The 23111-nt window shown below is 60.1% G+C and carries 22 protein-coding genes and 2 tRNA genes; 3 read left to right on the top strand and 21 right to left on the bottom strand.

Annotation, left to right across the window (positions count from 1 at the left end):
* Together DWZ52_RS01495 and DWZ52_RS01490 are read left to right on the top strand one after the other, a co-directional pair.
* Positions 1-1041 carry an iron ABC transporter permease gene (locus DWZ52_RS01495; protein WP_233547229.1) on the top strand — a complete coding sequence of 347 codons (1041 nt, stop codon included), beginning with the start codon at positions 1-3 and terminating at the stop codon, positions 1039-1041.
* The gene (locus tag DWZ52_RS01490) at positions 1042-2358 is read left to right on the top strand and encodes an ABC transporter ATP-binding protein (RefSeq protein WP_118384725.1); all 1317 of its coding nucleotides are present in this window, start codon (positions 1042-1044) and stop codon (positions 2356-2358) included.
* Positions 2359-2470: 112 nt separating this feature from the next.
* Here the strand turns inward: DWZ52_RS01490 and DWZ52_RS01485 are convergent, their stop codons facing one another.
* The 10 genes from DWZ52_RS01485 to DWZ52_RS01440 form a co-directional block, all read right to left on the bottom strand.
* The gene (locus tag DWZ52_RS01485; protein ID WP_157757975.1) at positions 2471-3082 is read right to left on the bottom strand and encodes a TetR/AcrR family transcriptional regulator; all 612 of its coding nucleotides are present in this window, start codon (positions 3080-3082) and stop codon (positions 2471-2473) included.
* Positions 3083-3198: 116 nt separating this feature from the next.
* Complete coding sequence (locus DWZ52_RS01480) at positions 3199-4506, bottom strand: lysylphosphatidylglycerol synthase transmembrane domain-containing protein (RefSeq protein WP_118384723.1); 1308 nt, start codon at positions 4504-4506, stop codon at positions 3199-3201.
* Positions 4507-4656: 150 nt separating this feature from the next.
* Positions 4657-4733, bottom strand: a tRNA-Glu gene (locus tag DWZ52_RS01475).
* 22 nt (positions 4734-4755) lie between these two features.
* Positions 4756-4832 (bottom strand) — tRNA-Glu (locus tag DWZ52_RS01470).
* 127 nt (positions 4833-4959) lie between these two features.
* Positions 4960-6354 carry a CCA tRNA nucleotidyltransferase gene (locus DWZ52_RS01465; RefSeq protein ID WP_118384722.1) on the bottom strand — a complete coding sequence of 465 codons (1395 nt, stop codon included), beginning with the start codon at positions 6352-6354 and terminating at the stop codon, positions 4960-4962.
* Positions 6355-6518: 164 nt separating this feature from the next.
* On the bottom strand, positions 6519-7451 hold the full coding sequence (locus DWZ52_RS01460; RefSeq protein ID WP_006233968.1) for a 1-phosphofructokinase family hexose kinase: 933 nt from the start codon (positions 7449-7451) through the stop codon (positions 6519-6521).
* 188 nt (positions 7452-7639) lie between these two features.
* Positions 7640-8572, bottom strand: a complete 933-nt coding sequence (locus DWZ52_RS01455; protein WP_006233969.1) for a 1-phosphofructokinase family hexose kinase — start codon at positions 8570-8572, stop codon at positions 7640-7642.
* A gap of 74 nt (positions 8573-8646) precedes the next feature.
* Positions 8647-10350: a phosphoenolpyruvate--protein phosphotransferase gene (gene ptsP / locus DWZ52_RS01450; protein ID WP_117757234.1), complete on the bottom strand. Its 1704-nt coding sequence runs from the start codon at positions 10348-10350 to the stop codon at positions 8647-8649.
* A gap of 133 nt (positions 10351-10483) precedes the next feature.
* A complete protein-coding gene (locus tag DWZ52_RS01445; RefSeq protein ID WP_022094575.1) occupies positions 10484-10747 on the bottom strand; it encodes an HPr family phosphocarrier protein in 264 nt (87 codons plus the stop codon).
* A 508-nt stretch (positions 10748-11255) separates the two neighbouring features.
* Positions 11256-13259, bottom strand: coding sequence for a fructose-specific PTS transporter subunit EIIC (locus tag DWZ52_RS01440; RefSeq protein ID WP_118384721.1), 2004 nt, complete (start codon positions 13257-13259; stop codon positions 11256-11258).
* A gap of 271 nt (positions 13260-13530) precedes the next feature.
* On the opposite strand from DWZ52_RS01440, the gene DWZ52_RS01435 reads away from it, so the two are divergent.
* Positions 13531-14388, top strand: a complete 858-nt coding sequence (locus DWZ52_RS01435) for a MurR/RpiR family transcriptional regulator (protein ID WP_117639502.1) — start codon at positions 13531-13533, stop codon at positions 14386-14388.
* A gap of 60 nt (positions 14389-14448) precedes the next feature.
* Here DWZ52_RS01435 and DWZ52_RS01430 read toward each other — a convergent pair whose 3' ends face one another.
* From DWZ52_RS01430 to DWZ52_RS01380, 11 genes are all read right to left on the bottom strand, one after another.
* On the bottom strand, positions 14449-16077 hold the full coding sequence (locus DWZ52_RS01430; protein WP_118384720.1) for a DNA repair protein RecN: 1629 nt from the start codon (positions 16075-16077) through the stop codon (positions 14449-14451).
* Entirely contained in the window at positions 16067-16927 is an 861-nt protein-coding gene (locus DWZ52_RS01425; protein WP_117746039.1) for an NAD(+)/NADH kinase, read from the bottom strand. Before DWZ52_RS01425 ends, DWZ52_RS01430 begins: the two co-directional genes overlap by 11 nt.
* Positions 16924-17727, bottom strand: coding sequence for a TlyA family RNA methyltransferase (locus tag DWZ52_RS01420; protein ID WP_118384758.1), 804 nt, complete (start codon positions 17725-17727; stop codon positions 16924-16926). Before DWZ52_RS01420 ends, DWZ52_RS01425 begins: the two co-directional genes overlap by 4 nt.
* A gap of 34 nt (positions 17728-17761) precedes the next feature.
* The gene (locus DWZ52_RS01415; RefSeq protein ID WP_006233978.1) at positions 17762-18001 is read right to left on the bottom strand and encodes an exodeoxyribonuclease VII small subunit; all 240 of its coding nucleotides are present in this window, start codon (positions 17999-18001) and stop codon (positions 17762-17764) included.
* A 2-nt stretch (positions 18002-18003) separates the two neighbouring features.
* Positions 18004-18588 (bottom strand): transcription antitermination factor NusB, encoded by a 585-nt coding sequence (nusB, locus tag DWZ52_RS01410; RefSeq protein ID WP_118384719.1) that lies wholly within the window; start codon positions 18586-18588, stop codon positions 18004-18006.
* Positions 18589-18591: 3 nt separating this feature from the next.
* A complete protein-coding gene (locus tag DWZ52_RS01405) occupies positions 18592-18954 on the bottom strand; it encodes an Asp23/Gls24 family envelope stress response protein (RefSeq protein ID WP_118384718.1) in 363 nt (120 codons plus the stop codon).
* 24 nt (positions 18955-18978) lie between these two features.
* A complete protein-coding gene (gene efp, locus DWZ52_RS01400) occupies positions 18979-19542 on the bottom strand; it encodes an elongation factor P (RefSeq protein ID WP_118384717.1) in 564 nt (187 codons plus the stop codon).
* Between the two features lie 159 nt (positions 19543-19701).
* Positions 19702-20832: a Xaa-Pro peptidase family protein gene (locus tag DWZ52_RS01395; RefSeq protein WP_118384716.1), complete on the bottom strand. Its 1131-nt coding sequence runs from the start codon at positions 20830-20832 to the stop codon at positions 19702-19704.
* Positions 20833-20964: 132 nt separating this feature from the next.
* On the bottom strand, positions 20965-22074 hold the full coding sequence (locus tag DWZ52_RS01390) for a hypothetical protein (protein ID WP_118384715.1): 1110 nt from the start codon (positions 22072-22074) through the stop codon (positions 20965-20967).
* A complete protein-coding gene (locus tag DWZ52_RS01385; RefSeq protein WP_117806183.1) occupies positions 22071-22604 on the bottom strand; it encodes a shikimate kinase in 534 nt (177 codons plus the stop codon). Before DWZ52_RS01385 ends, DWZ52_RS01390 begins: the two co-directional genes overlap by 4 nt.
* An 8-nt stretch (positions 22605-22612) precedes the next feature.
* Positions 22613-23110, bottom strand: coding sequence for a YqeG family HAD IIIA-type phosphatase (locus tag DWZ52_RS01380; RefSeq protein ID WP_117806182.1), 498 nt, complete (start codon positions 23108-23110; stop codon positions 22613-22615).
* Between the last annotated feature and the right edge of the window lies 1 nt (position 23111).

Raw genomic sequence — 23111 nt, 5'->3', positions numbered from 1 at the left:
ATGAGAAGCCGGCTTTCCATGGCATACGACGAATCGGGGCGCGCCGCGCGGTGTCGCGTCGTGACGGCGCTGCTCGCTGTTGCCCTCATCGTGCTCGTCGGGGCCAACCTGTGCATCGGGAGCGTGCTCGTGCCCGCAGACCACATCCCCGGCATCCTTTCGGGCGGCGCGGCCAATTCCATGGAAAGCCAGGTCATCTGGGAGATTCGCCTGCCGCGCGTGCTTTCAGCCGTGCTTCTCGGCGGGGCACTTTCGCTTTCCGGGTTCCTGCTGCAGACGTTTTTCAACAACCCCATCGCCGACCCGTTCATCTTGGGCGTCTCCTCGGGCGCAAAGTTCGTCGTCGCGCTTACGATGATCGTACTTCTAGGCGCGAACCAGGCCATGTCCTCGCCGGCCATGGTGGCCGCAGCGTTTCTGGGCTCGCTTATCACCATCGGCTTCGTGCTCCTCATCGCACGGCGCATAAGTTCCATGGCCATGCTCATCGTGGCGGGCGTCATGGTGGGATACATCTGCTCGGCGGCGACGAACTTCCTCATCGCCTTCGCCGACGACCAGTCCATCGTGAACCTGCACAATTGGTCTTTGGGCAGCTTCTCGGGTTCGAGCTGGGACGACATCGCGATCATCGCGGTCGTGGTGATCACCGTGAGCGCATGCGTATTCGCGATATCGAAGCCCCTTTCCGCCTTCCAGCTGGGAGAAGCCTACGCGAAAAGCGTCGGCGTGAACGTCGAACGCTTCCGCGTGGTGCTCGTCCTTCTAGCGAGCATGCTCTCCGCCTGCGTGACCGCGTTCGCTGGTCCGGTGTCGTTCGTAGGCATCGCGGTTCCGCATCTCGTGAAGTCGGCGCTAAAGTCGTCGAAGCCCATCCGCGTGATTCCTGCGTGCTTCTTGGGAGGCGCCATCTTCTGCGCGGGCTGCGATTTGATCGCGCGCACGCTGTTCTCTCCCGTCGAACTTTCCATCAGCGCCGTCACCGCCATCTTCGGCGCGCCGGTGGTTATCGCGCTCATGTTGAAGAAGCGGGTGAGGTAGATGGGGGAATTCGTGCCGCGGCCCAAAACGCTCGGAGGGGACATTCCATGCTTAGACAGTCCTGAGCTCGCACGAAAGCGCCAGAAGGCACTTTCGGCTCGTGCGGAACTGCGCGCGGAACGCCTCCTCCGAGCGGAGCCGAACCTCGAAACTACGGTCGAAACGCAGGCTGACGGAGCGCCGCTTTTCCACATAAGCGACCTGTCGGCGGGCTACGACAAGAAGGTCGTAGTCGAAGGCGTCGATCTGGAGGTTCGCGCGGGCGACGTCGTGGCGCTCATCGGGCCGAACGGCTCGGGCAAGTCGACTATCTTGAAAACCATCACACGCCATCTGGCACCGCTTGCCGGCGCGGTCGAGCTCGACGGGCGGGAGATTTCCCGATGGAAGACGGCGGAGTTTGCAAGGAACCTTGCCGTTATGCTGACAGATCGCCCCCGGACCGAGCTCCTCACCTGCCGCGATATCGTGGAGGCGGGAAGGCATCCCTACACCGGGCGAATGGGCACACTCTCGCCCGACGACCATAGTCGGGTCGATGAGGCCATGAAAACCGCACATGTGGAAGAGCTCGCCGAGCGCGACTTCATGCAGATAAGCGACGGGCAACGCCAGCGCGTCATGCTCGCACGCGCCATCGCGCAGGATCCGCGTGTGCTCGTGCTCGACGAGCCCACGTCGTATCTCGATATCCGCTACCAGATCGACCTGCTGCGAATACTTCGCCACCTTGCGAAATCGCGGAATGTGGCTGTCATAATGTCCATCCACGAACTCGAGCTCGCGCAGAAAAGCGCCGACAAGGTGATTTGCGTGAAGGACGGCCGGGTCTTCCGCGCCGGCGCACCCGAGGACATATTCACGCGCGAGACGATTGGCGAGCTCTACGGCCTTCAACATGGCACCTTCAACGAGCGCTTCGGCAGCGTGGAAATTGGGCGCCCACACGGCGATGCGCACACGTTCGTCATCGCCGGCGCAGGTACGGGGTCAGCTGTGTTTCGCCAGCTCATCCGGCAGGGCAAGGCATTCTACGCGGGCATTCTGCACGAAGGGGACATCGACTGCGAGCTCGCGCGCGACCTGGCGACGGAATGCGTGGCCGAGCGTGCCTTCGAACCGATTGGGGATAAAACCATAGCCCGCGCCAAAGAGCTCCTCGTCCACTGCGCGCGCCTTATCGTGTGCCCCGCCGCCTTCGGCACCCTAAACGCCCGCAACGCAGAGCTCGTCGACTTCGCACGCTCACATGGTATCGAGGTCATGCGAGCGCGCGAAGGCGCATCGGAAGATTCCAAATTGGAGTGGGAAGAATAAACTGGACTTTCTTTTAAAGATCCTCAGGCTACAGCTCCTACGCCGACGAGGTCTACAAGGCGCCAGAGAACCTCGTGAACAGGCATTTCCACGCCGACGAGCCCAACTAGGCCTAATCCAAGCGAGATTCCAGACTCGACAGACCATTGAGAGTTAGGTCGTTGGCGACCTCAGAGACACGCTCGATAGGAACCGAGCCGTCAGACAGCGCCCACGTGCGATAGATACCGATAATACCCGACAGCAAAAACGCCAGATAGTAATCGAACATCTCGTCCTTGAGACCTTGGGGCAGCAGATCGCGCTCGGCAATCTCGTGCTCGAGCGGCGCACGAAGACGAGCCATAAAATCATCGAGCGGAATGTTCTCGATCAGCTGACGATTAAGCACCAGGTTGTTGCACAGCGCCTCATTAACAGTTTTAAAGAAGGTCGCCGCCGCGCCCAGGGCGCGCTCATTGGTGTCGCCGTCCATGGAAGCAAGCGTTTTCTCGACCGAGTCGACAATCATCTCCACCACATCGACGGCAATGGCATCGAGCAGGCCATCAACCGTGCCAAAGTGAACGTAAAAGGTCTTGCGGTCGACATTGGCCTCGCGCGCGATGGCACTCACCGTAATGTCTGCCAGCGGCTTTTCCATGAGTAGGCGCTCGAAAGCGGAAAGGATGGCATTACGGCTGCGAACGATGCGGCGGTCAAGACGCGGTTTGCTGGTTGCCATGGGCATGTCCCTTCGATATGCGAGCATTCATCAACAGATGAGAGATAATCTACGTAAGAGGATTATCCCCCATACAGCTCAAATATGCCCCGCATCATGAAGAACGCACGACTGCCCTACTGCGACTTAGGGTGCTTCTTCTTATTGAGTGCCGACGGAGATACGCGAATACCGTCGCCTGTCTGGCGCACATAGGCTTTATGAGCCGGCTTAGCGGTCCCAGAAGCCTTCTGAGCCTGCTTCTTGGGATCAACGGTAACAGCATTCGCGGGGTGCGGCTTAGTGGGCGCAGAGGGCGTCTGAGGCGCGCGGCCGAGCTTGCGCATCACGCGATCCCAGCGCGCATGGATGCTCTCGTTGTGAGCGCTCTTAAGGCCCAGCAGGGGCGCAGCCAAAATGGTCGGTGCAATAAACGTAATGAGACGCCACAGCAGATAGCCGGCGGTCGATGCCGACCCAAAGAAATGACCCAAGAACAATGCAAAGCCGCCCTCAGCGCCACCAGTTCCACCGGGCAAGGGAACCGCAGAGCTCAGCAGCTGGACAAAGGCGCTCGCGGCCATGACCGAGAAAAAGTCGACCTCGTGGTGGCCAAAGGCAAGCATCAGGAAATACGGCACCAGATAGAAAAACGCGAGCTGCAGCATGGTGATAAACACGGTGAGCAGCATGGAAGAAAAATGTCCGGCTGAAAGCTTGAACTTCTCGGAGAAGGAGTAGATCTCGCCATCGACAAACGTGCGCCATCCCTCGATCTTAGTGGCCGAGACACCAATGCGCTCGAGCCAATTGATGATGCAATGGGCGACGCGCGTGACGGTCTTAGGCATGAGCGCGACGGCGAAGATGCCCAGCAAGATGCAGCAGTGCCCACCAAAGCTAAAGACGCACAGCAGCGTCATGTCGCCATAGCGCTCGGCAAAAAACGGCATGCGAGCAAGCAGTAGGATAGCGCCCCAGGCAACGAGGCCAAACTGATACACGATAAAGCGCGTGAACTGCGTGGCTCCGGCCTCGCCGACATTTTGGCCCGCCTTGGTCAGGCGGTAGATCTGGGCGGGAGTCGAGCCCATCATCATGGGCGTCAGGTTGCCAAAGAAGATGCCGCTCGCCTCGACCGAAATCAGGTCGCGGATGCCGACGGGTGAATATGGGTCGAGCCAGACGGCGATCGCATAGGCCACAATGCCAAAGAACAGATACATGAACATGCAAAGACACGCGACAACGAGCCATGACGCCTGGACGCTCGACATAGCGGCCCAGAACTGCCCCATCTGCCCGGTTACCACCAGATAGACGATATAACCCACCAGCACGACGCCGATAAAGATGGCGCCGCGGCGTGCGCTCTTATTGTCATCTCCGCCCGAGGCCTCAACCTCGACCTGGGGCTTAGACGTATGCTGAGAGGACTCCGTCATGAGACTCCTTCTAACAGTCAAAATATCTTGGATATTGTACCCGTAAGGGCCATAGGCAGAACGCAAAGCTCTGGTTCAAACGGGAATTGCAGACGATTGTTTGAAAATAAAAAACCCGGCCTTCCATAGGAAGTCCGGGTATCAGATGCGTGGTAGCCCGTACCAGATTCGAACTGGTGATCTCCGCCTTGAGAGGGCGGCGTCCTAAACCGCTAGACGAACGGGCCATAAGCCTCAGCAGAAAAGAAGTGGTAGCCCGTACCAGATTCGAACTGGTGATCTCCGCCTTGAGAGGGCGGCGTCCTAAACCGCTAGACGAACGGGCCACATGACATCTGCACTGCCGTGCTGCGAGGAAATATATTACGGGACAAAAAACGTCAGCGCAAGAAGAAATTCCAAATTGCCGAAAAATTGTCGGCAGGTTATGGAATACGCAGGTAAACTTGGTAGCTAATTCAAGTTGAGATGAACCAAAAGAGCTTCGCGCTCGTTGGGAATATCGTCTTCGATCACGGCGTCGAGGGCGGAGTTGAGAAACTGACCCAGTTCCGGCCCGGGCTTGACTCCGGCACGGATCAGGTCGCCGCCGTTGATGGCGAGCATCTTGAGCGTATAGGGCTCCCCTACCTTCAGCAGCTCGTGCGCCAGCGCGCGCATCTCCTCAATCGTCTCAACATAATAGAAGCACGACGGGGCCTTGCCAAGTGTGTCGGCACGCTTAAGGTCCATGAGCTCGTCAATCAGGCGGGCCGTGTCGACGCCCTCACCCGAAAGCGCGCGCATCATATTGAGCAGACAGGAGCGCTCGGGGCGCAGCGGCTTGTCATGGTATTTGATGAGCAGGCACACGTCGCGCACCAAGTCGTGCGAGAGGGCCAGGCGATCCATAATGACGCGCGCCTTCTTGGCGCCGAGCTCGGGATGACCGTAGAAGTGTCCGCTACCGGCATGGTCGACCGTGAAGCACTCGGGCTTGGACACATCGTGCAAAAACGCCGCCCACATAAGGCTCGACGAGGGCGCGACGCCGTCACACAGCGCGAGCTCCCCCGCCACCGTCAGCACACGGGCGATATGCACGTAGACGTTAAACGCATGATAGACACTGCGCTGATCAAACCCGCGACCCGCTGCCAACTCGGGCACGGCGGCGCAGATGAGCTCGGGATAGCGGAGCATCGCGTCTCCCCCATGACCGGTCGAAAGAATGCCCTCGAGCTCAATACCCACACGCTCACGCGCCACGGCATCGAGCAGCGGCGCGCACTCGGCAAGCGCACGCTTGGTCTCGGGCTCAATCATAAAGTCCAGACGGCAGGCAAAGCGCACCGCACGCAGCATGCGCAGGGCGTCCTCGTTAAAGCGACGCTTGGGATCGCCGACAGCGCGAATCAGCTTGCGCTCCAAGTCACCCTGACCGTCGTAGCGGTCGACAAGCCCGCGCTCGGGATGCCAGGCCATGGCATTGACGGTAAAGTCGCGGCGCGCCAGATCGTCCTCGAGCGAGGCGGCACGCTCCACACTCTGGGGATGACGACCATCGGTGTAAAAGCCATCCAGACGGTACGTGGTGACCTCGATACGCTCGCCATCGGAAATAGCCGTGATTCCGCCAAATTTAATGCCCGACTCCACAACCGCGATGCCGGCGGCCTCGAGCGCCGCTTTGGACTCCTGCCACAGGCCGCTACAGCACATATCAACATCGTGGCTGGGGTACCCCATCAGGGCGTCGCGCACCCAACCGCCCACGTACCAAGCCTCAAGACCAGCCGCCTCAAGCGCGCGCAGGACGCGCAGGGACGCATCGGACGGTTGAGTACCGTTGAGCGAAACATTGCACATGCCTATGGCCTCCTGCGACTATCAAATTGGCTATCGATTGCGTCTGCAAGAAGTCTAGCAAGAAACAGCCTCCACTGCACACGCAAGTCCGATAAACAAAAACGCATCCGTCCTAGTCTAAGACGGATGCGAAATAATCAAACTATTCAGACAAGGTGCCGGAACTAGCAGACCTGGCGAACCTCGATGTGCTTCTTATATTCGTCCACCTTGGCAAAATCACCCAGACCGGGGCACTCGACCACGTTGGCGCCAGTGGCCATCGAAAGGCGCAGGGCGTCCTCGACGCGCTCGGGGGCGTCGTGCCACACGGACAGGAAGGCAGCGAGCGAGGAATCGCCGGCGCACACCGTCGACAGCAGCTTGACGTCGAAGGTGCGGTTGGCAAACCAGATATGCTCGCCGTTGGAGAAGTACGCACCGGCGCCACCAAGGGTCAGCAGCACGTTCTTGGCGCCCTTGGCGTGCAGCTCGGCCATAGCGCCCTTGACGGACTCGTCGTCGCCACCGCTCACCTTGATGCCAAAGATGTCAAGCAGCTCGTCGTCATTGGGCTTGATCAGCAGTGGCTCCAGAGCAATGAGGTCTGCCAGCTGATGGCTCGAGATGTCGAGGACGAACTCGGCCCCCTTGGCCTTGACACGGCGCAGGACCTCGGCCAAGAAGCCCTCGGAAGTGTTGGGAGGCAGCGAGCCGCTGATGACCAGGCAGGTCATGTCATCGAGCGAATCGATAAGTTCAAACATCTCCTGCTCGTTGGCCTCATTGATGGCGGCACCGGCATTGACCATGTTGTACTCGGTGTCGGGACCGGCGTTGAGGAACACATTGACGCGCGTAATACCGTCGGTCCACACGGGCTTGACGGGCACGCCCAGGGCCTCGGCGCCCTTAACGATAAACTCACCCGAGAAGCCGGCGAAGAAACCCAGGATCGTGGTGTCGACACCATAGTGGTCAAGCGTAAACGAGACGTTGAGGCCCTTGCCGTTGGGCGTGTAGACGGCATTGCGGGTACGCGTGACGGTATTGGCAGTAAGGCCGTCGCAGGCGATGTTGTAGTCAATGGCGGGATTTGCAGTGAGCGTGTAAATCATGAATGTTCCTTTCACGAAGCAACGTGTTAGTGAAAGTATATTCCACGCATCGGTAAAAGGCTAGGACAACTCGGCGAACGGTGTGGAAGCGATGAAGTACGGCGGGACACCTCTCCCCCGTGGCGGAACAAAAAGGCGCCCCAGCCGAAACCGGGGCGCCACATGCGCACGAATATGTCGCGTTTCGATTACTGACGATCGAGCTTGCGGACAGCAACACGCTTGCTGTACTCGTCGACGTGACCGAAGTCGCCGATGCCGACGGACTCGGCAACGTTGGCGCCGGTGGCCATAGCGAGCTTCATGGCCTCCTCGACGTTGTCGCGATCCCTGTACCACTTGTGCAGGAACGCAGCGAGGGTGCAGTCGCCGGCGCAGACGGAAGAAACAAGCTTGATGTTGAACTCACGCTTGGCGTACCAGATGTCCTCGCCGTTGGAGAAGTAAGCGTCGCCGCGGCTACCACGGGTGAGCAGCACGTTCTGAACGCCGGCGTCGTGAGCCATCTTCATGGCAACGCGGACCTCGTCGTCGGTGTCGACCGGCACGCCGAAGATGGCCTTCATCTCGTGATGGTTCGGCTTGATGAGCAGCGGCTTCTTGTGAGCGAGCTCCTTGAGCTTGTCGGAGGACAGGTCCAAGACGACATCGGCGCCACGAGCCTGAGCGTGCTCCATGACCTGAGCCAGGAAGTCAGGCGTAGCTTTGGGAGGCACGGAGCCGGAAACGATCAGGCACTCGAGATCGCCCGCGGTGTCCAGGATGTTGTAGAGCTCCTCCTGGTGCTGCGGCGTGATCGGAGCACCCGGGTTCAGGATGCCGTACTCGTGCTGGCCATCGTTGACGTAGGTGTTAATGCGCGTGATACCGTCGGTCCAGACCGGGCGGCAGAGGCAACCCAGGTTCATGACCTCCTCGACGATGAACTTGCCCGTGAAGCCGGCGAAGAAGCCGAGCGCGACGGTGTCGACGCCCATCTTCTTAAAGGCGAAGGACACGTCGAGGCCCTTGCCGTTAGCCGTGTAGCTGGCCGAGCCGGTGCGGACGTTCTCGTCGGGCTCGAGCGGAGAGCTCGAAACCGTCATGTCGACAGCCGGGTTAGCGGTTAGCGTGTAGAACATTTACAGTACCCCCTGTATATGTGAGGGCCGCGTGGCCGGCCCATTCCAACCACGCGGTTACCTCTGATACCAAATTAGCGAGCTGCGGACTCGAGCAGTGCCTTGACCTCGGCGGCGGTGTTGCAGGCGAGTGCCTTCTCGGCGAGCTCGTCGCACTCGGCCTTGGTCCACTGGCTGATGGTCTTGCGGGCGCGCAGGATCGACGGAGCGCTCATCGAGAACTCCTCCAGGCCCCAGCTGATCAGCAGCGGCTCGAGCAGCGGATCGGCAGCGGCCTCGCCGCACATACCGACCATGATGCCGGCCTTCACGCCGCTCTCGATGATGTTCTTGAGCGAGCGGAGCACGGCGGGATAGTAAACCTGGTACAGGTTGGAGATGGTGTCGTTGCCACGGTCGGCGCACATGGTGTAGCCGATCAGGTCGTTGGTGCCGATGGAGAAGAAGTCGGCAACCTCGGCAAGACGGTCTGCGAGCAACGAAGCGGCAGGCGTTTCAACCATAATGCCGACCTCGATGTTCTCGTTGAACTTGCGACCCTCTTCGGTCAGCTCGGCCTTGCACTGCTCGACGAGCTCCTTGACAGCCAAGACCTCCTCGACGCAGGTGACGAGCGGGATCATGATCTTGACGTCACCGAAGGCGCTAGCGCGCAGCAGAGCGCGGAGCTGGACCTTGTACTGGTCGGGATTGGCCAGGCAGTAACGCACGGCGCGGAAGCCCATGAAGGGGTTATCTTCCTTGACCATGTGCAGATACGGAATCTCCTTGTCGCCACCCACATCGAGCGTGCGGATGATGACCGGAGCACCCTTGAGCGCGCTGGCGACCTTACGGTATGCGTTGAACTGCTCCTCCTCGGAAGGAAGCTCGGCAGAGTCCATGAACAGGAACTCAGAGCGGAACAGACCGATGGCCTCGGCATCGTGATCGAGTGCGTTGGGCACGTCATCAGGGTTACCGATGTTGCAGGCGATGATCTTCTTGATGCCATCGGCAGTCACGGACGGCTTGCCACGGAAGGCCTCGAGGGCTGCCTTCTCGGCAGCGAAGGCCTCGGCCTTGGCGGTGTAGGCAGCGAGCGTCTCCTCGTCGGGATCGGCCTCGACGATACCCTTGCCACCGTCGACGACAACGGTCATACCGTTGCGCAGCGCGGTGCAGCTGTTGGAAACCGAAAGGACAGCCGGAATCTCGAGGGCGCGCGCAATGATCGCGGAGTGCGACGTGCGGCCACCGGTCTCGGTGACGATACCGGCAACGTGGGCCTTATCGATCGTGGCGGTCATGGACGGCGTGAGGTCGTGCACGACAACGACGGTGTTCTCGGGCAGGACGGAGAGGTCGACGACCTCCTTGCCCAGCAGCTCGGCCAGAATACCGGTGCGGATGTCGGCGATGTCGGCCGCGCGCAGACGGAACATCTCGTCGTCCATGGACAGGAACATGTTCTCGAACATGGTCGAGGTGTCCATGAGCGCCTGCTCGGCGCAGGTACCGCCGTCAATGGCGGCGTTGATGGCGTCGGTCATGCCCGGGTCCTGAGCCAGGACAATGTGTCCGCTCATGATCTCGGCCTCGGCCTCGCCCACCGTCTCCTTCATGTGGTCGGCCTGAGCCTGAGTCTTCTCGCAGAAGACCGAAAGAGCGGTCTGATAGCGTTCCTTCTCTGCTGCCGAATCAGCAACCTCGTGCGGCTCAAACGTCAAGTCGGGATCGACGGCGACCATAACGGTGCCGATACCGATGCCCTCGGAAGCGTTGACTCCCTGATACATTCCCATTCCTCTCTCCGTGTCATGTGATAAAGCGTTTTGCCATATCCATGACAAAAGAGCGCAGCTACCTTAAGACAGGTCACTGCGCCCCCAAATATGAACTTAGTTGTTCAACATGCGACCCGTTTGAGTTCTACTCGCCAAGACCGCTCTTGATGAGCTCGATGGCAGCAGCCAGAGCCTCGGCCTCGTCGGCGCCGTCGCACTTGACCTCGACCTCGGTGCCGCAGGGGATACCAGCAGCCATGAGGGCCATCGGGGACTTGCCGTTGACCTCCTTCTCGGGGGTGACGACCGTCACGTCACAGGCGTACTTGCCCATGGTGGAGGCGAACAGACCAGCCGGACGCATGTGCAGACCCTGAGGATTAACGAGGGTAGCCTTCTCAGAAACCATAGTTGACTCCTTTTTTGTGTTTAACCCCTGTCATGCATGTGGCAGGAGTCAGATTCACGACGTTGTTTATATTAACTCACATCAAACGGTTTTTCATTGTGTTTCGCACGAATTGTTGGACAGATGTCGTTCGCTGTCCGCTCGCCTGCCGGGCGGGGCGGTTAAGTTTGCTGCTCTACAGTCCTGCGCAAGACGGAAAGCACATTAAGTGCTTTCCTTTGCGTTCGGAACTCGCGACAAACTTAACCGCCCCGCCCGGCAGGCGAGCTGCGGGAACATGCTTCCGTCCAAGAAATATCGTGCAAAAGGAATTCTGGCTGAATTATTGTTCGCGTGGGTGATTCAGTCGATGAGGGCTATTTATGCCCTGTTGGGGACTAAGGAGTGTCCCGGGGTGCCGGCAGGAAAGGAACATCCCTGAGTGCCGGGTGGTATGAAAAAAGGCGGGGGCTCCGGGTGGAGTCCTCGCCTTTATTACAGGGGGCGATGTTATTCGCGTACCGTGGAATTAGACCAGGCGGGCGTTGATCGTCTTGGCGATCTCGGCGGCGTCGGTGGAACCCTTGACGGTGGCACGGAATTCCTCGTCCATGAGCGCCTCGGCGACCTTGGACAGAATCTTGAGGTGCGTAGTGCCGGCCTGGGCACCGGGGATGAGCAGGGCGATAGCCACGTTGACGGGAGCGCCGTCCATGGTGTCCCAACCGGTCACGCCAGACTCGTCCTTGACGACGATGACGGCAGCCTCGGTAATGGCGTCGGACTTGGCATGCGGAATGGCGAAGCCCTCCATCATGCCCGTGGTGCCCTCGGCCTCGCGGGCCAGGAAGGCGTTCATCACGGCGTCGGCGTCGCTGGCGATACCGGCCTTGACGGCCTGGTTGGAAACGAAGCTCAGAGCCTCGTCACGAGAAGCGAAGTCCTCGGCGACAAAGACATTCTCGACCTTCACGAAGTCGGCAGCCTCGGCCTTGGGGGCCTCGACGGCAGCGGCCTTGGGAGCCTCAACCGGCTTGGCCGCAGGAGCGGCCTTCTGGTTCTTCTCGAAGTCGTACTTCTTGAAGGCCACGAACAGGATGCCACCGACCACAGCGCCGGTGAGGATCGCGAGGACCCACAGCGGACCGTTCTCGACAACGGGCAGGACCAGGAAGCCACCGTGAGGCGCCGGATCGTGAACGTTGAACATAATGGTCAGGATCGAAGCGATAGAGGAACCGAGCATCATGATGGGCATGACGGGCCAGATGTTCTTGGTCATGAACGGAATGGCGCCCTCGGTGATGTGGGTGCAACCAAGGATGAGGTTGACGATACCGGCGTCGTGATCCTCCTGGCTGAAGTACTTCTTGCCGACAACGACGGCGAAGGTGGTGATCAGCGGCGGAACGATGCAAGCGGCGGAGACGGCAGCCATGAAGTTGGTGCCGAAGTTGTAGGTATCGGTGCCAACGCCAGCAGCCAGTGCCTCGGTGAGCATAGCGGTACCGGTGACGTAAGCAGCCTTGTTGACCGGGCCACCCATGTCAAAGGCGCACATGCAGCCGATGGCAAGACCCAGGACAACGGCGCCAGAAGCGGACAGGCCCTTGAGGAAGTCCATCATGGCGGTGTTGATGGCAGCCATGGGACCGGAAATGCCGAGCATGACCAGGCCGACAATAGCCGTCGAGAACAGCGGGTACAAAAAGATTGCCTTGAGGCCGTCCAGGTTCTTGGGCAGGCCGGCAAAGACCTTCTCGAGCAGCAGGATGACATAGCCGGCGAGGAAGCCGCCGACGATGCCGCCCAGGAAGCCGAAGCCCACGCCGGCGCCACCGGCGTCGATCATGCCGGTCTCGGCGTTAACAGGCAGGCCCTGGATGGCGATCATACCGGCAACAAAGCCGGGGACGAGCGCCGGGCGCTTGCCGATGGATTCGGCGATGTAGGCGGAAAGCACCGGAACCATGAGGTTCATGGCGATGCCGCCGATGATCTTGAGCATCGCAGCAAAGCTGTTGTAGTCAGACGCAGTCGAATCGAAAGACGTAATGCCCCACAGGAACGAGACGGCGGTCAGAACACCACCGGCAACGACGAAGACCAGCATATGGCTGACGCCGTTCATAAGGTGCTTATAGATGACGTGGCCGATAGACTCCTTCTCCTCGACCTCGTCCTCGACATCGGCAGCGGCTGCAACCGTGCCGTCGCTCTTGGCGGCGAGCGCGCGGTCAATCAGCTTACCGGCGGCCTCAACAGACAGGGCCTTGGAAACACCAACGGAAACCATGGGCTTGCCGGCGAAACGCTCAGCCTGGACATCCTTATCGGCTGCGACGACAACGGCCTTGGCGCCAGCGATCTCGCTCTTGGTGAGCTCGTTCTCGACACCGACCTGGCCATGGGTCTCGACCTTAATGGTCAGACCGCGCTCGGCAGCTGCCTTCTCTAGCGCCTCCTTCGCCATGAAGGTGTGCGCGATACCGGTCGGGCAACCGGTGGCGGCGATGATGTCAAACTTAGCCATGTGTCCCTCCTTTTTAAGTTTTGCGCCCGCAGGCGCTCCCCTACACGCGCGTCCTTGCGCGCTTTTCCACAACTGAAAGATACCAACCTACCGTCCGCGTGAGAAGAGACAAGGCGCAATTCTCCGGTGAAAGGTTCTTTCATAACCGTAAACGGTAAATGAAAGTTTACCATCAACACTTGAAACGGCAAGGTGTATCTTGTAATTGAAAATCCCCCTATACTATGACATTACAAACGAGTCCATTTTTCATGCCAACCAGGAGCCATCCATGACCGATAGTAGCAAGAGCGCACTTTCCCTCATTAGTACCCACCAGGGATACAGCGAGTCCGAGCAGCGCATTGTCGACTATATATTGGAGCACCAGTCCGAGGCGCCGCGCCTGACGGCCGCCCAGCTCTCACGAGCCGCCGCCACGTCCGAGGCGACGGTTTCGCGCTTCTGCCGCAAGCTGGGCTTTGGCAGCTTCCGCAGCTTTCAGTTTTCGTTGGCGCGCGACTTGGAGAGTCAGCGCAACGAGGGCCTGACTGACGAAGTCTCGCTCGACAACATGGAGCAGAGCCTTAAGAACATCCTGGCTGCAAAGGTGAGCGAGCTTAATGCGACCATCGACGGGATCGACCACGATACGCTGGCGGCTGTTGTACATGCCCTTAAGTATGCAGGGGTTATTGAGTTTGCGGCTGTGGGCAATACGAACGCAGTCGCGCTCGATGCGACGTTTAAGTTTTCGCAGCTGGGCCTGCGCTGCATGGCGAGCACCATTAGCGAGACATCAATCGGCTTTGCACTCACGTTGCGCCCCGGTGACGTCATCGTGCTCATCTCAAACTCCGGCAAATCGCGCCGACTGAATCGCATGGCAAAAGCAGCTCGCGACTGCGGTGCCACCGTAGTCGTCATCAGCAGCGACAGCAAGTCTCCACTCGCGCGCCTGGCAGACTACACTTTTAATACCGTCAACCACGAGGCGCTGCTGACGACGGGTGACTTTGCGTTCTCCAAGATCAGCGCCACGATGATCATCGAAGTTATCTACAACTTCCTGCTGCCCGAGATTGAAGACGCTCGCGAACATATCAGCTACTACGAGGAGCTCATCCAGCCGGACAAGGTCGTTGAGTAAAACGCGTAGTGGGACAAAAAATTTCAGTCTATTTTGTCCCACCAACACCGCTGATACGACCTAGCCTCGAACTTCTTCGAGCATCTGCTTTGCGTGGGCCAAGCTTGCCTCGGACTGATCGCCGCTCAACATGCGGGCAATCTCGGCGGTACGCGCTTCGCCGGTTACCTCGTCCAAATGCGTCTGGGGAACATCGCCCGGCTCCTTGCTGACAACATAATGCTTGTCGGCCATGACGGCGACTTGCGCCAAGTGGGTTACGACAATCACTTGATGCGTAGCGGCAAGATCGGCCAGCACACCAGCAAGAGCACGAGCCGTGGAGCCGCCGACACCGGCATCGACCTCGTCAAATACCAGTGTGTCGACGCCGTCAGCATTACCCAAGACCACCTTGCTCGCCAGCATGACGCGGCTGAGCTCGCCGCCCGAGGCAATGCGGCGCAGGGGACGCGGCGTCAAGCCGACACCGCTGCGATACAAAAGCTCGTAGCTTGAAGGACCCGACGGCGTCCACTCGGCGCGCGGAAGATCACGCGACTCCCAAACGAGCTCGGCGCCGCCCATCTCCAGGCGCGCCATTTGGCGGCCAACCTCGTGACAAAAACGCGGAGCAGCGGTATTACGCGCACGCTTGAGTGCCTTGGCGGCAGCGAACAGCTCGCGCTCGGCGCTCCCGAGTGCCTCACGCGCCTTTTTGATCTGTTCATCGCCATCATCGACCAGGGACAGCAGCTCTTGCGAGCGATCGCGCATGGCAAAAACATCGTCCATGGTGGGACCCCACTGACGCAACAGGCCCTTGAGGTCGGAATACCGCTCACGCATGCGAGCGAGCTCGCGCGGGTCGAAGGCGACGCCATCGCGATAGGCACGAAGCTCGTTCGCGCTATCCTCAAGGGAGATGCAGGCATCCGAAAGCGCATCGGCAATGTCGCCCAGTTTGCGATCGACGGTAGCCATACGGGAAAGCTCTGCCACGGCGCTGTTCACGGCATCGAGCGCTCCACCTTCGGCGGCAAGCGATGCATGGGCATCGTTAGCTGTGGCAACCAGTACCTCGGCATGTTCGGAGCGCGGCAGCAGTTCCTCGAGTTCCTCATACTCACCCGGCTTGGGGTCGACCTCGGCGATACGCTCCAGGGCGAAGCGCGCCTCCTCGACGCGACTCCCCTGCGCACGCGACGCCTCCTCTACGCGACGGACCTCCTTGGCAGCCGCACGCGACGCCTTGAAGCAGGCACGGTAACGGTCGAGCGCCTCGAGCGCAGAGCGACCAGCCCAGGCATCAACCATGGCAACATGATGCGCCGGATCGAGCAGACGCTGATGTTCATGCTGGCCGCACAGATCCATCATCACGCCGACACGCTCGGAAAGCTCGCGCACGCTGGCGATGCGGCCGTCAATCTTGACGCGGCTGCGACCCTCGGCAGAAAGGCTGCGCTGCACGGTAAAGCCCTCCGTGTCGTGCGGGCCGTCGAACAAGCGTGCCTCGACGCTCGCCAGCGCCTCTCCCTCGCGCACGGTCGACGAATCTGCACGCTCGCCCAAAATGAGCTTGAGCGCCGAGAGCAGCGCGGTCTTGCCGGCACCGGTCTCGCCAGTCAAAACCGTTAGGCCCGCACTCGGCACCAGCGTCGCCTCGCGAATGAGTGCAATGTTGGAAACCTGCAGCTCATCGATCATGACGCACTCCGTAGAACACGCGGCTCACGGAGTTATAGAAGCTCTCGGGACCGTAATCGAGAAGCAGCACATCTCCGGGACCGCGACGCACCGCCACGCTCTCAACGGTGCCATCGCAGGTAATAAACTGTCCATCGATAGCGATCGCCGGAACACTCGGACGGTCATCAGACATAAAGATCTCGACGACATCACTCGGCGAGGTCAAAAAAGCGCGAGCCTGTATGGTATGCGGGGCGATGGGCACACAGACCATACCAGTGTAATCGGGGCTGACAATGGGACCGCCGGCGGAAAGCGCATAGCCGGTGGAGCCGGTCGCCGTCGAAACGACGACACCGTCGCCGCGCAGGCGATCGATATGATGGCCGGACACCGTGATGTCAAACTCAACCATATCGGACAGGGGGCCGCGCGTAAGTGCCATATCGTTGAGGGCAAACGTGCGCACGACATCCTTCGTGCCATCGTCGCGCACGGACACGATATCCGCGGCGATGGTGGCGCGGCGGCTCACGTGCAGCTCACCGGACAGAGCATCGCTCACGACCTGCAGAATGTCGCGCTCCTCGGGGCTCGCAGCAGTTAAAAAGCCCAGGTGACCATAGGAAAGACCAAGGATAGGAATCTCGCGATGGTTGAGGATGCGGGCAGCGCGCAGCAGCGTACCGTCGCCGCCGAGCGTAATGACCAGATCGGAGCCGTCAATATCAGGCGTGCTTTGAATCTTCGATCGCTGGTCGGCAGCCCATGCGACCTCATAGCCCTGGCGCGTCAGCCAAAGCTCGAGCATCAGGCCGCTCTCGACCGCCTCTTGCTTGTAGTAATTGGGAACCAGAAAGACCTTCATAGCGTTGCAGCTTTCTCGCTCAAAACCGATACCTGGGATTGCAGCTCATCGTCGGCGCGCTCCCCGGGGACAAACCTTGTGCCGTACAAGAAAAACTCAACGTTGCCCTTAGCGCCATGGATGGGCGACACGCACACGTCAAGCGGGAACAGGCCCTTGACGGCAAAAAGCTCAATCGCTGCCACGAGCGTATCGCGGCGGACGGCGGGGTCGGTCACGATACCGCCCTCGCCCACCAGCGCAGCCGGCGCCTCAAACTGGGGCTTTACGAGCGTGCAGAACGAACCCGAAGGCTTCAGGCACGCCAGCGCGGCGTCGATTATATTCGCGATGCTGGTAAACGAGACATCGCACACAGCCAGGTCGATGGCGCCGGCATAACCAAGCTCAGGCAGCTGCGTCACGTTTGTGCGCTCATGCAGCGTCACGCGATCGTCCTGACGCAACGACCAATCGAACTGTGCGCGACCCACGTCCACCGAGACAACGGTCGCAGCTCCGCGCTTGAGCAGGCAATCAGTAAAGCCGCCGGTAGAGCAGCCCACATCCAGACAGGCAAGGCCCGTCGGATTGATGCCAAACGCATCGAGCGCACCTTCGAGCTTAAGGCCGCCGCGGCCAACATAGGGAATGCGCCCCTTCACGTGCAGCGGCAGGCCCGGGGTCACCTTAAGGCCCGGCGAAGTCAAGCGCTCGCCGCCACTCGAGACCAGGCCGGCCATAAGAGTGCGAAGGGCATCCGCGCGATCGGCGCAGATGCCCTGTGAAATCAGTTCGTCATCAAGACGCACGCGTTTCATGAATGCCATCAACCATTCGTATCCGGAGATGCGGCTAGCTATCTTGGGATTCGTTTGCCGCATCCTCATCGTATTCCTGCTCGAGCTTATCGGCCTCACGCGGCGTCAACTCAAACTTGTCGACCATATCGACCGCGCGGGAGCCCAGCTCAATCGCTTCGTCAAACAGATCGAGCGAACGCTCCAGGGACGTATCCTTGGAGCGAACGGTAGCGATGATCTGATCCAGACGGTCCGAGATCTCGTCAAAGTTGCGGACAGAACCCTCTGGCATGACTACTCCTCGAAGGAGTCGACGACAGCCTCGGCGGCGTCCGCATCCTCGGCCAGCACGCCAGCCTCAGCCTGAGCAACAGCAACCTTAGCGGCAGCCTCGGCAGCCTGGGCCTCCTCGCGAGCGCGATCTTCGGCCAACAGCTCCTGGTACAGGTCCTCACCCGGCAGCTCCTCGCTGCGAGCGATCTTGCCTAGCACGCCGTTGACAAACGACGCGGACTGGTCGGTGCCATAGGCCTTGGCAAGCTCGACGGCCTCGTTGATCACGATGGCGTCCGAGACCTCCTCGTCGGTGAGGAAACGCATCTCGTAGACAGCGATACGCAGCAGGTTGCGGTCGGCGCCGGGCATGCGCATAAGATCCCAGTTCTTGGCAACGGAGCGCAGAGCGCAGTCGATGCGGTCGATATGCTCGTAGGCACCGCGGCACAGCTCCAGCGCATAGGGGTCGAGGGGACCCTTCGAGATCAGGAAATCGCCCTCGAGGACGTGCTCGAGCGGGCTGTCCGTGGCCTCGGCCTGGAACAGCAGCTGCAGCGCCTGACTGCGGGCAAGCGTGCGCCCGCGATAAACCTTAAGGCTCAAAGGTTACTCCTTGGGGAAAACGAGGCCGTCGATACAAACGTCAACGCGCTCGACCTCGACGCCCACCTGGGCATCGACGGCGGCGACTACAGCGGCGCGAACGGCCTCGGCGAGTTTCTTGAACGGATAGCCAAAGAACACCACGACGCGCACGGTGAGCGCGAGCTTGTCGCCGACGACCTCGGCCTCGACCGCCGGCTCAGAAGCCGGGGCCTTGGACGAGAGCATCATGGAGACAAGGTTGGTGGCAAGGTCCTTGACGCCAACGGAGGCGATGCCCTCGACATCCGACACGGCGCGCGAGACGATGGCGGTCAGAACATCGGGCGAAATGCCGATGCCGTCAATCTTGATTTCCTGGGGCATGAGTCCTCCTAGAAGAGTTGGTTGCTAGACGCGGGAGACGAACTTGCCGTCGCGGGTGTCAACCTTGATGACCTCGCCCTCGTTGAGGTACATGGGGACCTGGATGACAGCGCCGGTGTCGATCGTGGCCGGCTTGGTGGAACCCTGGACGGTGTCGCCCTTAAAGCCCGGATCGGTCTGGACGATGGTGGTCTCGATGAACATCGGCGGGGTCACGCCCATGAGCTCATCGTCGGCGAAGAGCAGCTGGCAGATGTCGTTCTCGCGCAGCCACTTGGAGTTCTCGCCCACCATGTCCTCGGGAACGGGAACCTGCTCATAGGACTCGTTGTCCATGAAGATGTAGTCGGTGCCATCGTTGTAGAGATACTGGAACTCACGGGTGGTGAGCATGACGCTCTCGAACTTGGTACCGGCGTTGCAGGTGTTCTCGACGACGCGGCCGCTCTTGATGTCGCGGGTCTTGTAGCGCACAAACGCGCCGCCCTTGCCCGGCTTGACGTGCTGGAACTCGACGATGGTATAAACCTTGTCCTTAATACGGAGACCGAGGCCATTCTTGAAGTCGGCGGTAGAAATGGTAGACATAGCGACCTTTCTTCTTATGGGCAGAACGCACAAGCGTCCAAATTACATACGACCGAAATTATACACTTGCAGACGGCGCCTGCAGCGAGCGCATAAAAAGAGAACGCGGGGCGCCCGAATTGCTCCGGACGTCCCGCCCCAAAAATCTATCGAAATGAGCTAGCAATCGATGACGTGAAGGTCATGCGGCGTCTTGGTGAAGGGCTCGTAGCCGTTCTCGGTGACCAAGCCGTAGTCCTCCAGACGCACGCCGCCCACACCGGGCAGGTAGACGCCGGGCTCCATGGTGATAACCGAGCCGACCTCGATGATATTCTTGCTGCGGTTGAAGTTGGGCAGCTCGTGGATGTCAATGCCCACGCCGTGACCCAGACCATGGTTGTAGTAATCACCATAGCCGGCATCGCCAATGATCTTCTTGGAAAGCTTGAAAATGTCGTTGCCCTCGACGCCCGGATGGATGGCGGCGACGCACTCCTCGTGCGTACGGCGCACGAGCGCGTACAGGTCGAGCTGCTCCTGCGTGGGCTCGCCCATCACGACGGTACGCGTCATATCGGAGCGATAGTCGCAGTAGCCCGCGCCGTAATCCATGAGAACGAAGTCGCCCTTCTCGATCACGCGGTCGCTCGGGACGGCATGCGGGTTGGCGGTATTGGGGCCGCTCGCCACGATGGAGCCGAAGGCCAAGCTGTCGGCGCCGTTGGCGAACATAAAGTTCTCGAGCTCGTTGCGAACCTGCTTCTCGGTCATGCCGGGTTTAATAAATCCGAGCATGTGCTGGAAGGCGGCGTCGGTAATCGACTGCGCATGGCGCATGAGCTCGATCTCCTCGGCGTCCTTGATGGCGCGCATCTTGCGAATGTCATCATGCATCAGCGGCAGCATGCAGGCGACGGAACGATCCTCAAGGCCACGCTGAATACCCTGGTAGAAGTTAATCTGCATGTCGTCCTCGACAGCGCAGACGCGGCACTTGTTGGCCGCGATCTTGCCGGCGACCCAACCGGGGATGGTGCCTTCGTCCATGTCGTAGACCCAGGGGCTGCCGGCAGGCGTGTTCTCCTCAAAGCTGTTGAGGTAGCGCGAGTCGGTATGGAACAGGCACTGGTCAGCCGTAATAAACGCAGCGTGCGGGAACTCGAAGGTGTAATCGAAGACGCCCTTCACGCCCGTGAGCCAACGAAGGTTGGCCTCGTCGCGCACCACGATAGCATCGTAGCCGCGCTCAGCCATCAGGGCACGGACACGCTCGATACGACCGGCAGGACCGGCAGCAAACTCAGACATGCAGATTCCTTTCTTGTTGTCTCCATAAAGACGGGACGGGTCTCAACCGAACGATGGAATCGCATGCAATCCGCAACCGATTGAAAACCCGCCCCTCAACATGATACGAAAGACGATGGATGTCAATAAATCTTAGAGAAGTTCTTTGCGAGAAGCCAAGTAGGCGTGAGCATGGCGGTCGAGAACCTCGTCCTCAACGCTCGTTAGACGAATGGCGCCGAGTGCCGCGGGCAGCGGCAACATGCTGCGGTTCGAGCGGATAAACTGCTGCCTGCGGAACTCCTCGATATATGCGGCAGGCTCCAGATCGAAGGCAAGCTCCTCGATACCAAAGTCCTCCAGGCAGTCATCGACCTCAAAGACGTAATCGATATCGAAGTCGCAGGCATCGTGTGCTAGGCGCGCCTCAAAGCGCATGCCCTCGGACAACAGCTGGTAGGCAGGCACCTGCGAAGCGGCATCGCCCAAGCAGGCGCGCAGGGTACGCTCCCCCGTCTTGCCAAAATCGAGCGCATGGCGGGCGCTGGGATTCGTAGCCATCAGTACGTCCTTGCGGGCAGTCTGAGACCACTGAACGGCATTGACGAGCGCGACCTCCTCGCCCGCGAGAATCTCGGGAACGGTCTCGGTAAACTGATTCCAGCGGGACTTGCTGCTCGAAAGCATGGTGCCAACAAGTACCGCATAGCCGAGCTTGAGGTCCTCGGGGTCCGCCTCGCGAACAAGGTCGAGGTCACACACGACCAAGCCCGGCTCGGGACGGAACGCGATAGCGGGAAGCGCATGCGCGGACGAGGCGACGAGGGGCTTCATGGTCGTCGCGACCGTGAGCATGGCGTCGAATGTCGTCGGCAGCAAGGCGCACTCGGTGCGACCGCACCACTGATTGGCACACCAGCAAACGACCGAGCAGGTCGCCGTGTCGCCGACAGCGACAACGAGATCGTCGCAGGTAATGCCGTTAGCCGACAGGGCGCCAAAGACGGTATCGGCATCGGCAAGCGTAGCACCAGCAGGTGAAACCTCGAGGACGAGCAGCGACACGGCAAAACCGGCATCGACCAGAGCGTGCTCAACGATCTCGCCAAAGCGGTCGGAAACAGCGCTGTTCCAGACAACCATCGCACGCTTGGGCTTGCCCACGGCCGAGGCAAACATACGCGACAGCTCACTAAAAGCGTTAAAGCCGACGCGAACATCGACACTGCGATTTTGGAAATTGATCAGTTGACGGCGAATCATAGCAGTCCACGCTCCAAAAGCATCTCGGCACAAAGGTAGGAAACGTCCTCGAAGGACTTGTTGCGAATATCAAGGGTAATATCTGCGGCCTGACGATACAGCGGACGGCGATGCTCAAACAGGCGCGCGGCATGCTCGGGCGAGCGGAAATCGGGGCGCGTGTCGGACCGACGAATCTGGCGAATCGAATCCTCGAAGTCGCCCTCGAGGTACACGCACGTACCCATATCGTGCATCAGCTCAATATTCACCGGTGTCTCGACGATACCGCCACCGCACGAAACCAACAGGCTGCGCTCGCTTTGGAGCGAACGGAGCGCCGAGGTCTCGAGCTCGCGAAAACGGTCCTCGCCCTCGGTCTCAAAAATCTCGGTTACCGACTTGCCGCAACGGCGCACGACCAGGCGATCGGTATCGATAAAACGCCGCTTGAACATGGTGCCGACGTTGCGCGCGAGCGTCGACTTGCCCGCGCCCAAAAAGCCGATAAAGAAGATATGGTCGCAGCCGTGTTTGATGTGCTGAGACATGGCGAAACCTATTCCTCGCAGGGAAGGTCGCGCAGGGCCCGGCGCTCAAAAATACGGAAGATCTGCGTATACCACAGGTCCTGCGTCGCCTGCGGCTTTACCAGGATGGTATCGACGCCGGCTAAATTGCCACTCCACACGTCAGTGTAGAGCTGATCACCGATCAGTACCGCCTCGTCGGCCGTGGCGCCGAGGCGCTGAAGACCCGCCTTGAGGGCAAACGGCGCCGGCTTCATGGCGTGGCTAATGGCCTCGAGTCCCAGCTCGCGTGCAGAGCTCATGACCTGGTCGCGATGCCAGTTGTTGGACACCATGCACAGCTTAAAGCCTTTGGCGCGGGCGGCGTCAAGCCAAGCGGAAACCGCGGCGGGAACCTGCTCGGTGTCGCGCGGCACCAGGGTGTTATCGCGATCGAGCAGAATGGCGCGTTTGCCGTCGGCCCACAGGGTATCAAGGTCGATGCGATCGACCGAGGCAACGTATCGTTTGGGGCTAAAAATCCTCATG

This window comes from Collinsella sp. AF33-16, from assembly GCF_003475325.1.
Classification (GTDB): Bacteria; Actinomycetota; Coriobacteriia; order Coriobacteriales; family Coriobacteriaceae; genus Collinsella.
Note: the sequence above shows the minus strand (reverse complement) of the source record. Positions and strands in the feature narration are given on the sequence as shown.

Excerpts from the sequence above, each read along its gene's own strand:
- DWZ52_RS01495 (WP_233547229.1), top strand. The coding sequence starts at position 1 with ATGAGAAGCCGGCTTTCCATGGCATACGACGAATCGGGGCGCGCCGCG.
- DWZ52_RS01490 (WP_118384725.1), top strand. The coding sequence starts at position 1,042 with ATGGGGGAATTCGTGCCGCGGCCCAAAACGCTCGGAGGGGACATTCCA.
- DWZ52_RS01485 (WP_157757975.1), bottom strand. The coding sequence starts at position 3,082 with ATGGCAACCAGCAAACCGCGTCTTGACCGCCGCATCGTTCGCAGCCGT.
- DWZ52_RS01480 (WP_118384723.1), bottom strand. The coding sequence starts at position 4,506 with ATGACGGAGTCCTCTCAGCATACGTCTAAGCCCCAGGTCGAGGTTGAG.
- DWZ52_RS01465 (WP_118384722.1), bottom strand. The coding sequence starts at position 6,354 with ATGTGCAATGTTTCGCTCAACGGTACTCAACCGTCCGATGCGTCCCTG.
- DWZ52_RS01460 (WP_006233968.1), bottom strand. The coding sequence starts at position 7,451 with ATGATTTACACGCTCACTGCAAATCCCGCCATTGACTACAACATCGCC.
- DWZ52_RS01455 (WP_006233969.1), bottom strand. The coding sequence starts at position 8,572 with ATGTTCTACACGCTAACCGCTAACCCGGCTGTCGACATGACGGTTTCG.
- ptsP (WP_117757234.1), bottom strand. The coding sequence starts at position 10,350 with ATGTATCAGGGAGTCAACGCTTCCGAGGGCATCGGTATCGGCACCGTT.
- DWZ52_RS01445 (WP_022094575.1), bottom strand. The coding sequence starts at position 10,747 with ATGGTTTCTGAGAAGGCTACCCTCGTTAATCCTCAGGGTCTGCACATG.
- DWZ52_RS01440 (WP_118384721.1), bottom strand. The coding sequence starts at position 13,259 with ATGGCTAAGTTTGACATCATCGCCGCCACCGGTTGCCCGACCGGTATC.
- DWZ52_RS01435 (WP_117639502.1), top strand. The coding sequence starts at position 13,531 with ATGACCGATAGTAGCAAGAGCGCACTTTCCCTCATTAGTACCCACCAG.
- DWZ52_RS01430 (WP_118384720.1), bottom strand. The coding sequence starts at position 16,077 with ATGATCGATGAGCTGCAGGTTTCCAACATTGCACTCATTCGCGAGGCG.
- DWZ52_RS01425 (WP_117746039.1), bottom strand. The coding sequence starts at position 16,927 with ATGAAGGTCTTTCTGGTTCCCAATTACTACAAGCAAGAGGCGGTCGAG.
- DWZ52_RS01420 (WP_118384758.1), bottom strand. The coding sequence starts at position 17,727 with ATGAAACGCGTGCGTCTTGATGACGAACTGATTTCACAGGGCATCTGC.
- DWZ52_RS01415 (WP_006233978.1), bottom strand. The coding sequence starts at position 18,001 with ATGCCAGAGGGTTCTGTCCGCAACTTTGACGAGATCTCGGACCGTCTG.
- DWZ52_RS01405 (WP_118384718.1), bottom strand. The coding sequence starts at position 18,954 with ATGCCCCAGGAAATCAAGATTGACGGCATCGGCATTTCGCCCGATGTT.
- efp (WP_118384717.1), bottom strand. The coding sequence starts at position 19,542 with ATGTCTACCATTTCTACCGCCGACTTCAAGAATGGCCTCGGTCTCCGT.
- DWZ52_RS01395 (WP_118384716.1), bottom strand. The coding sequence starts at position 20,832 with ATGTCTGAGTTTGCTGCCGGTCCTGCCGGTCGTATCGAGCGTGTCCGT.
- DWZ52_RS01390 (WP_118384715.1), bottom strand. The coding sequence starts at position 22,074 with ATGATTCGCCGTCAACTGATCAATTTCCAAAATCGCAGTGTCGATGTT.
- DWZ52_RS01385 (WP_117806183.1), bottom strand. The coding sequence starts at position 22,604 with ATGTCTCAGCACATCAAACACGGCTGCGACCATATCTTCTTTATCGGC.
- DWZ52_RS01380 (WP_117806182.1), bottom strand. The coding sequence starts at position 23,110 with ATGAGGATTTTTAGCCCCAAACGATACGTTGCCTCGGTCGATCGCATC.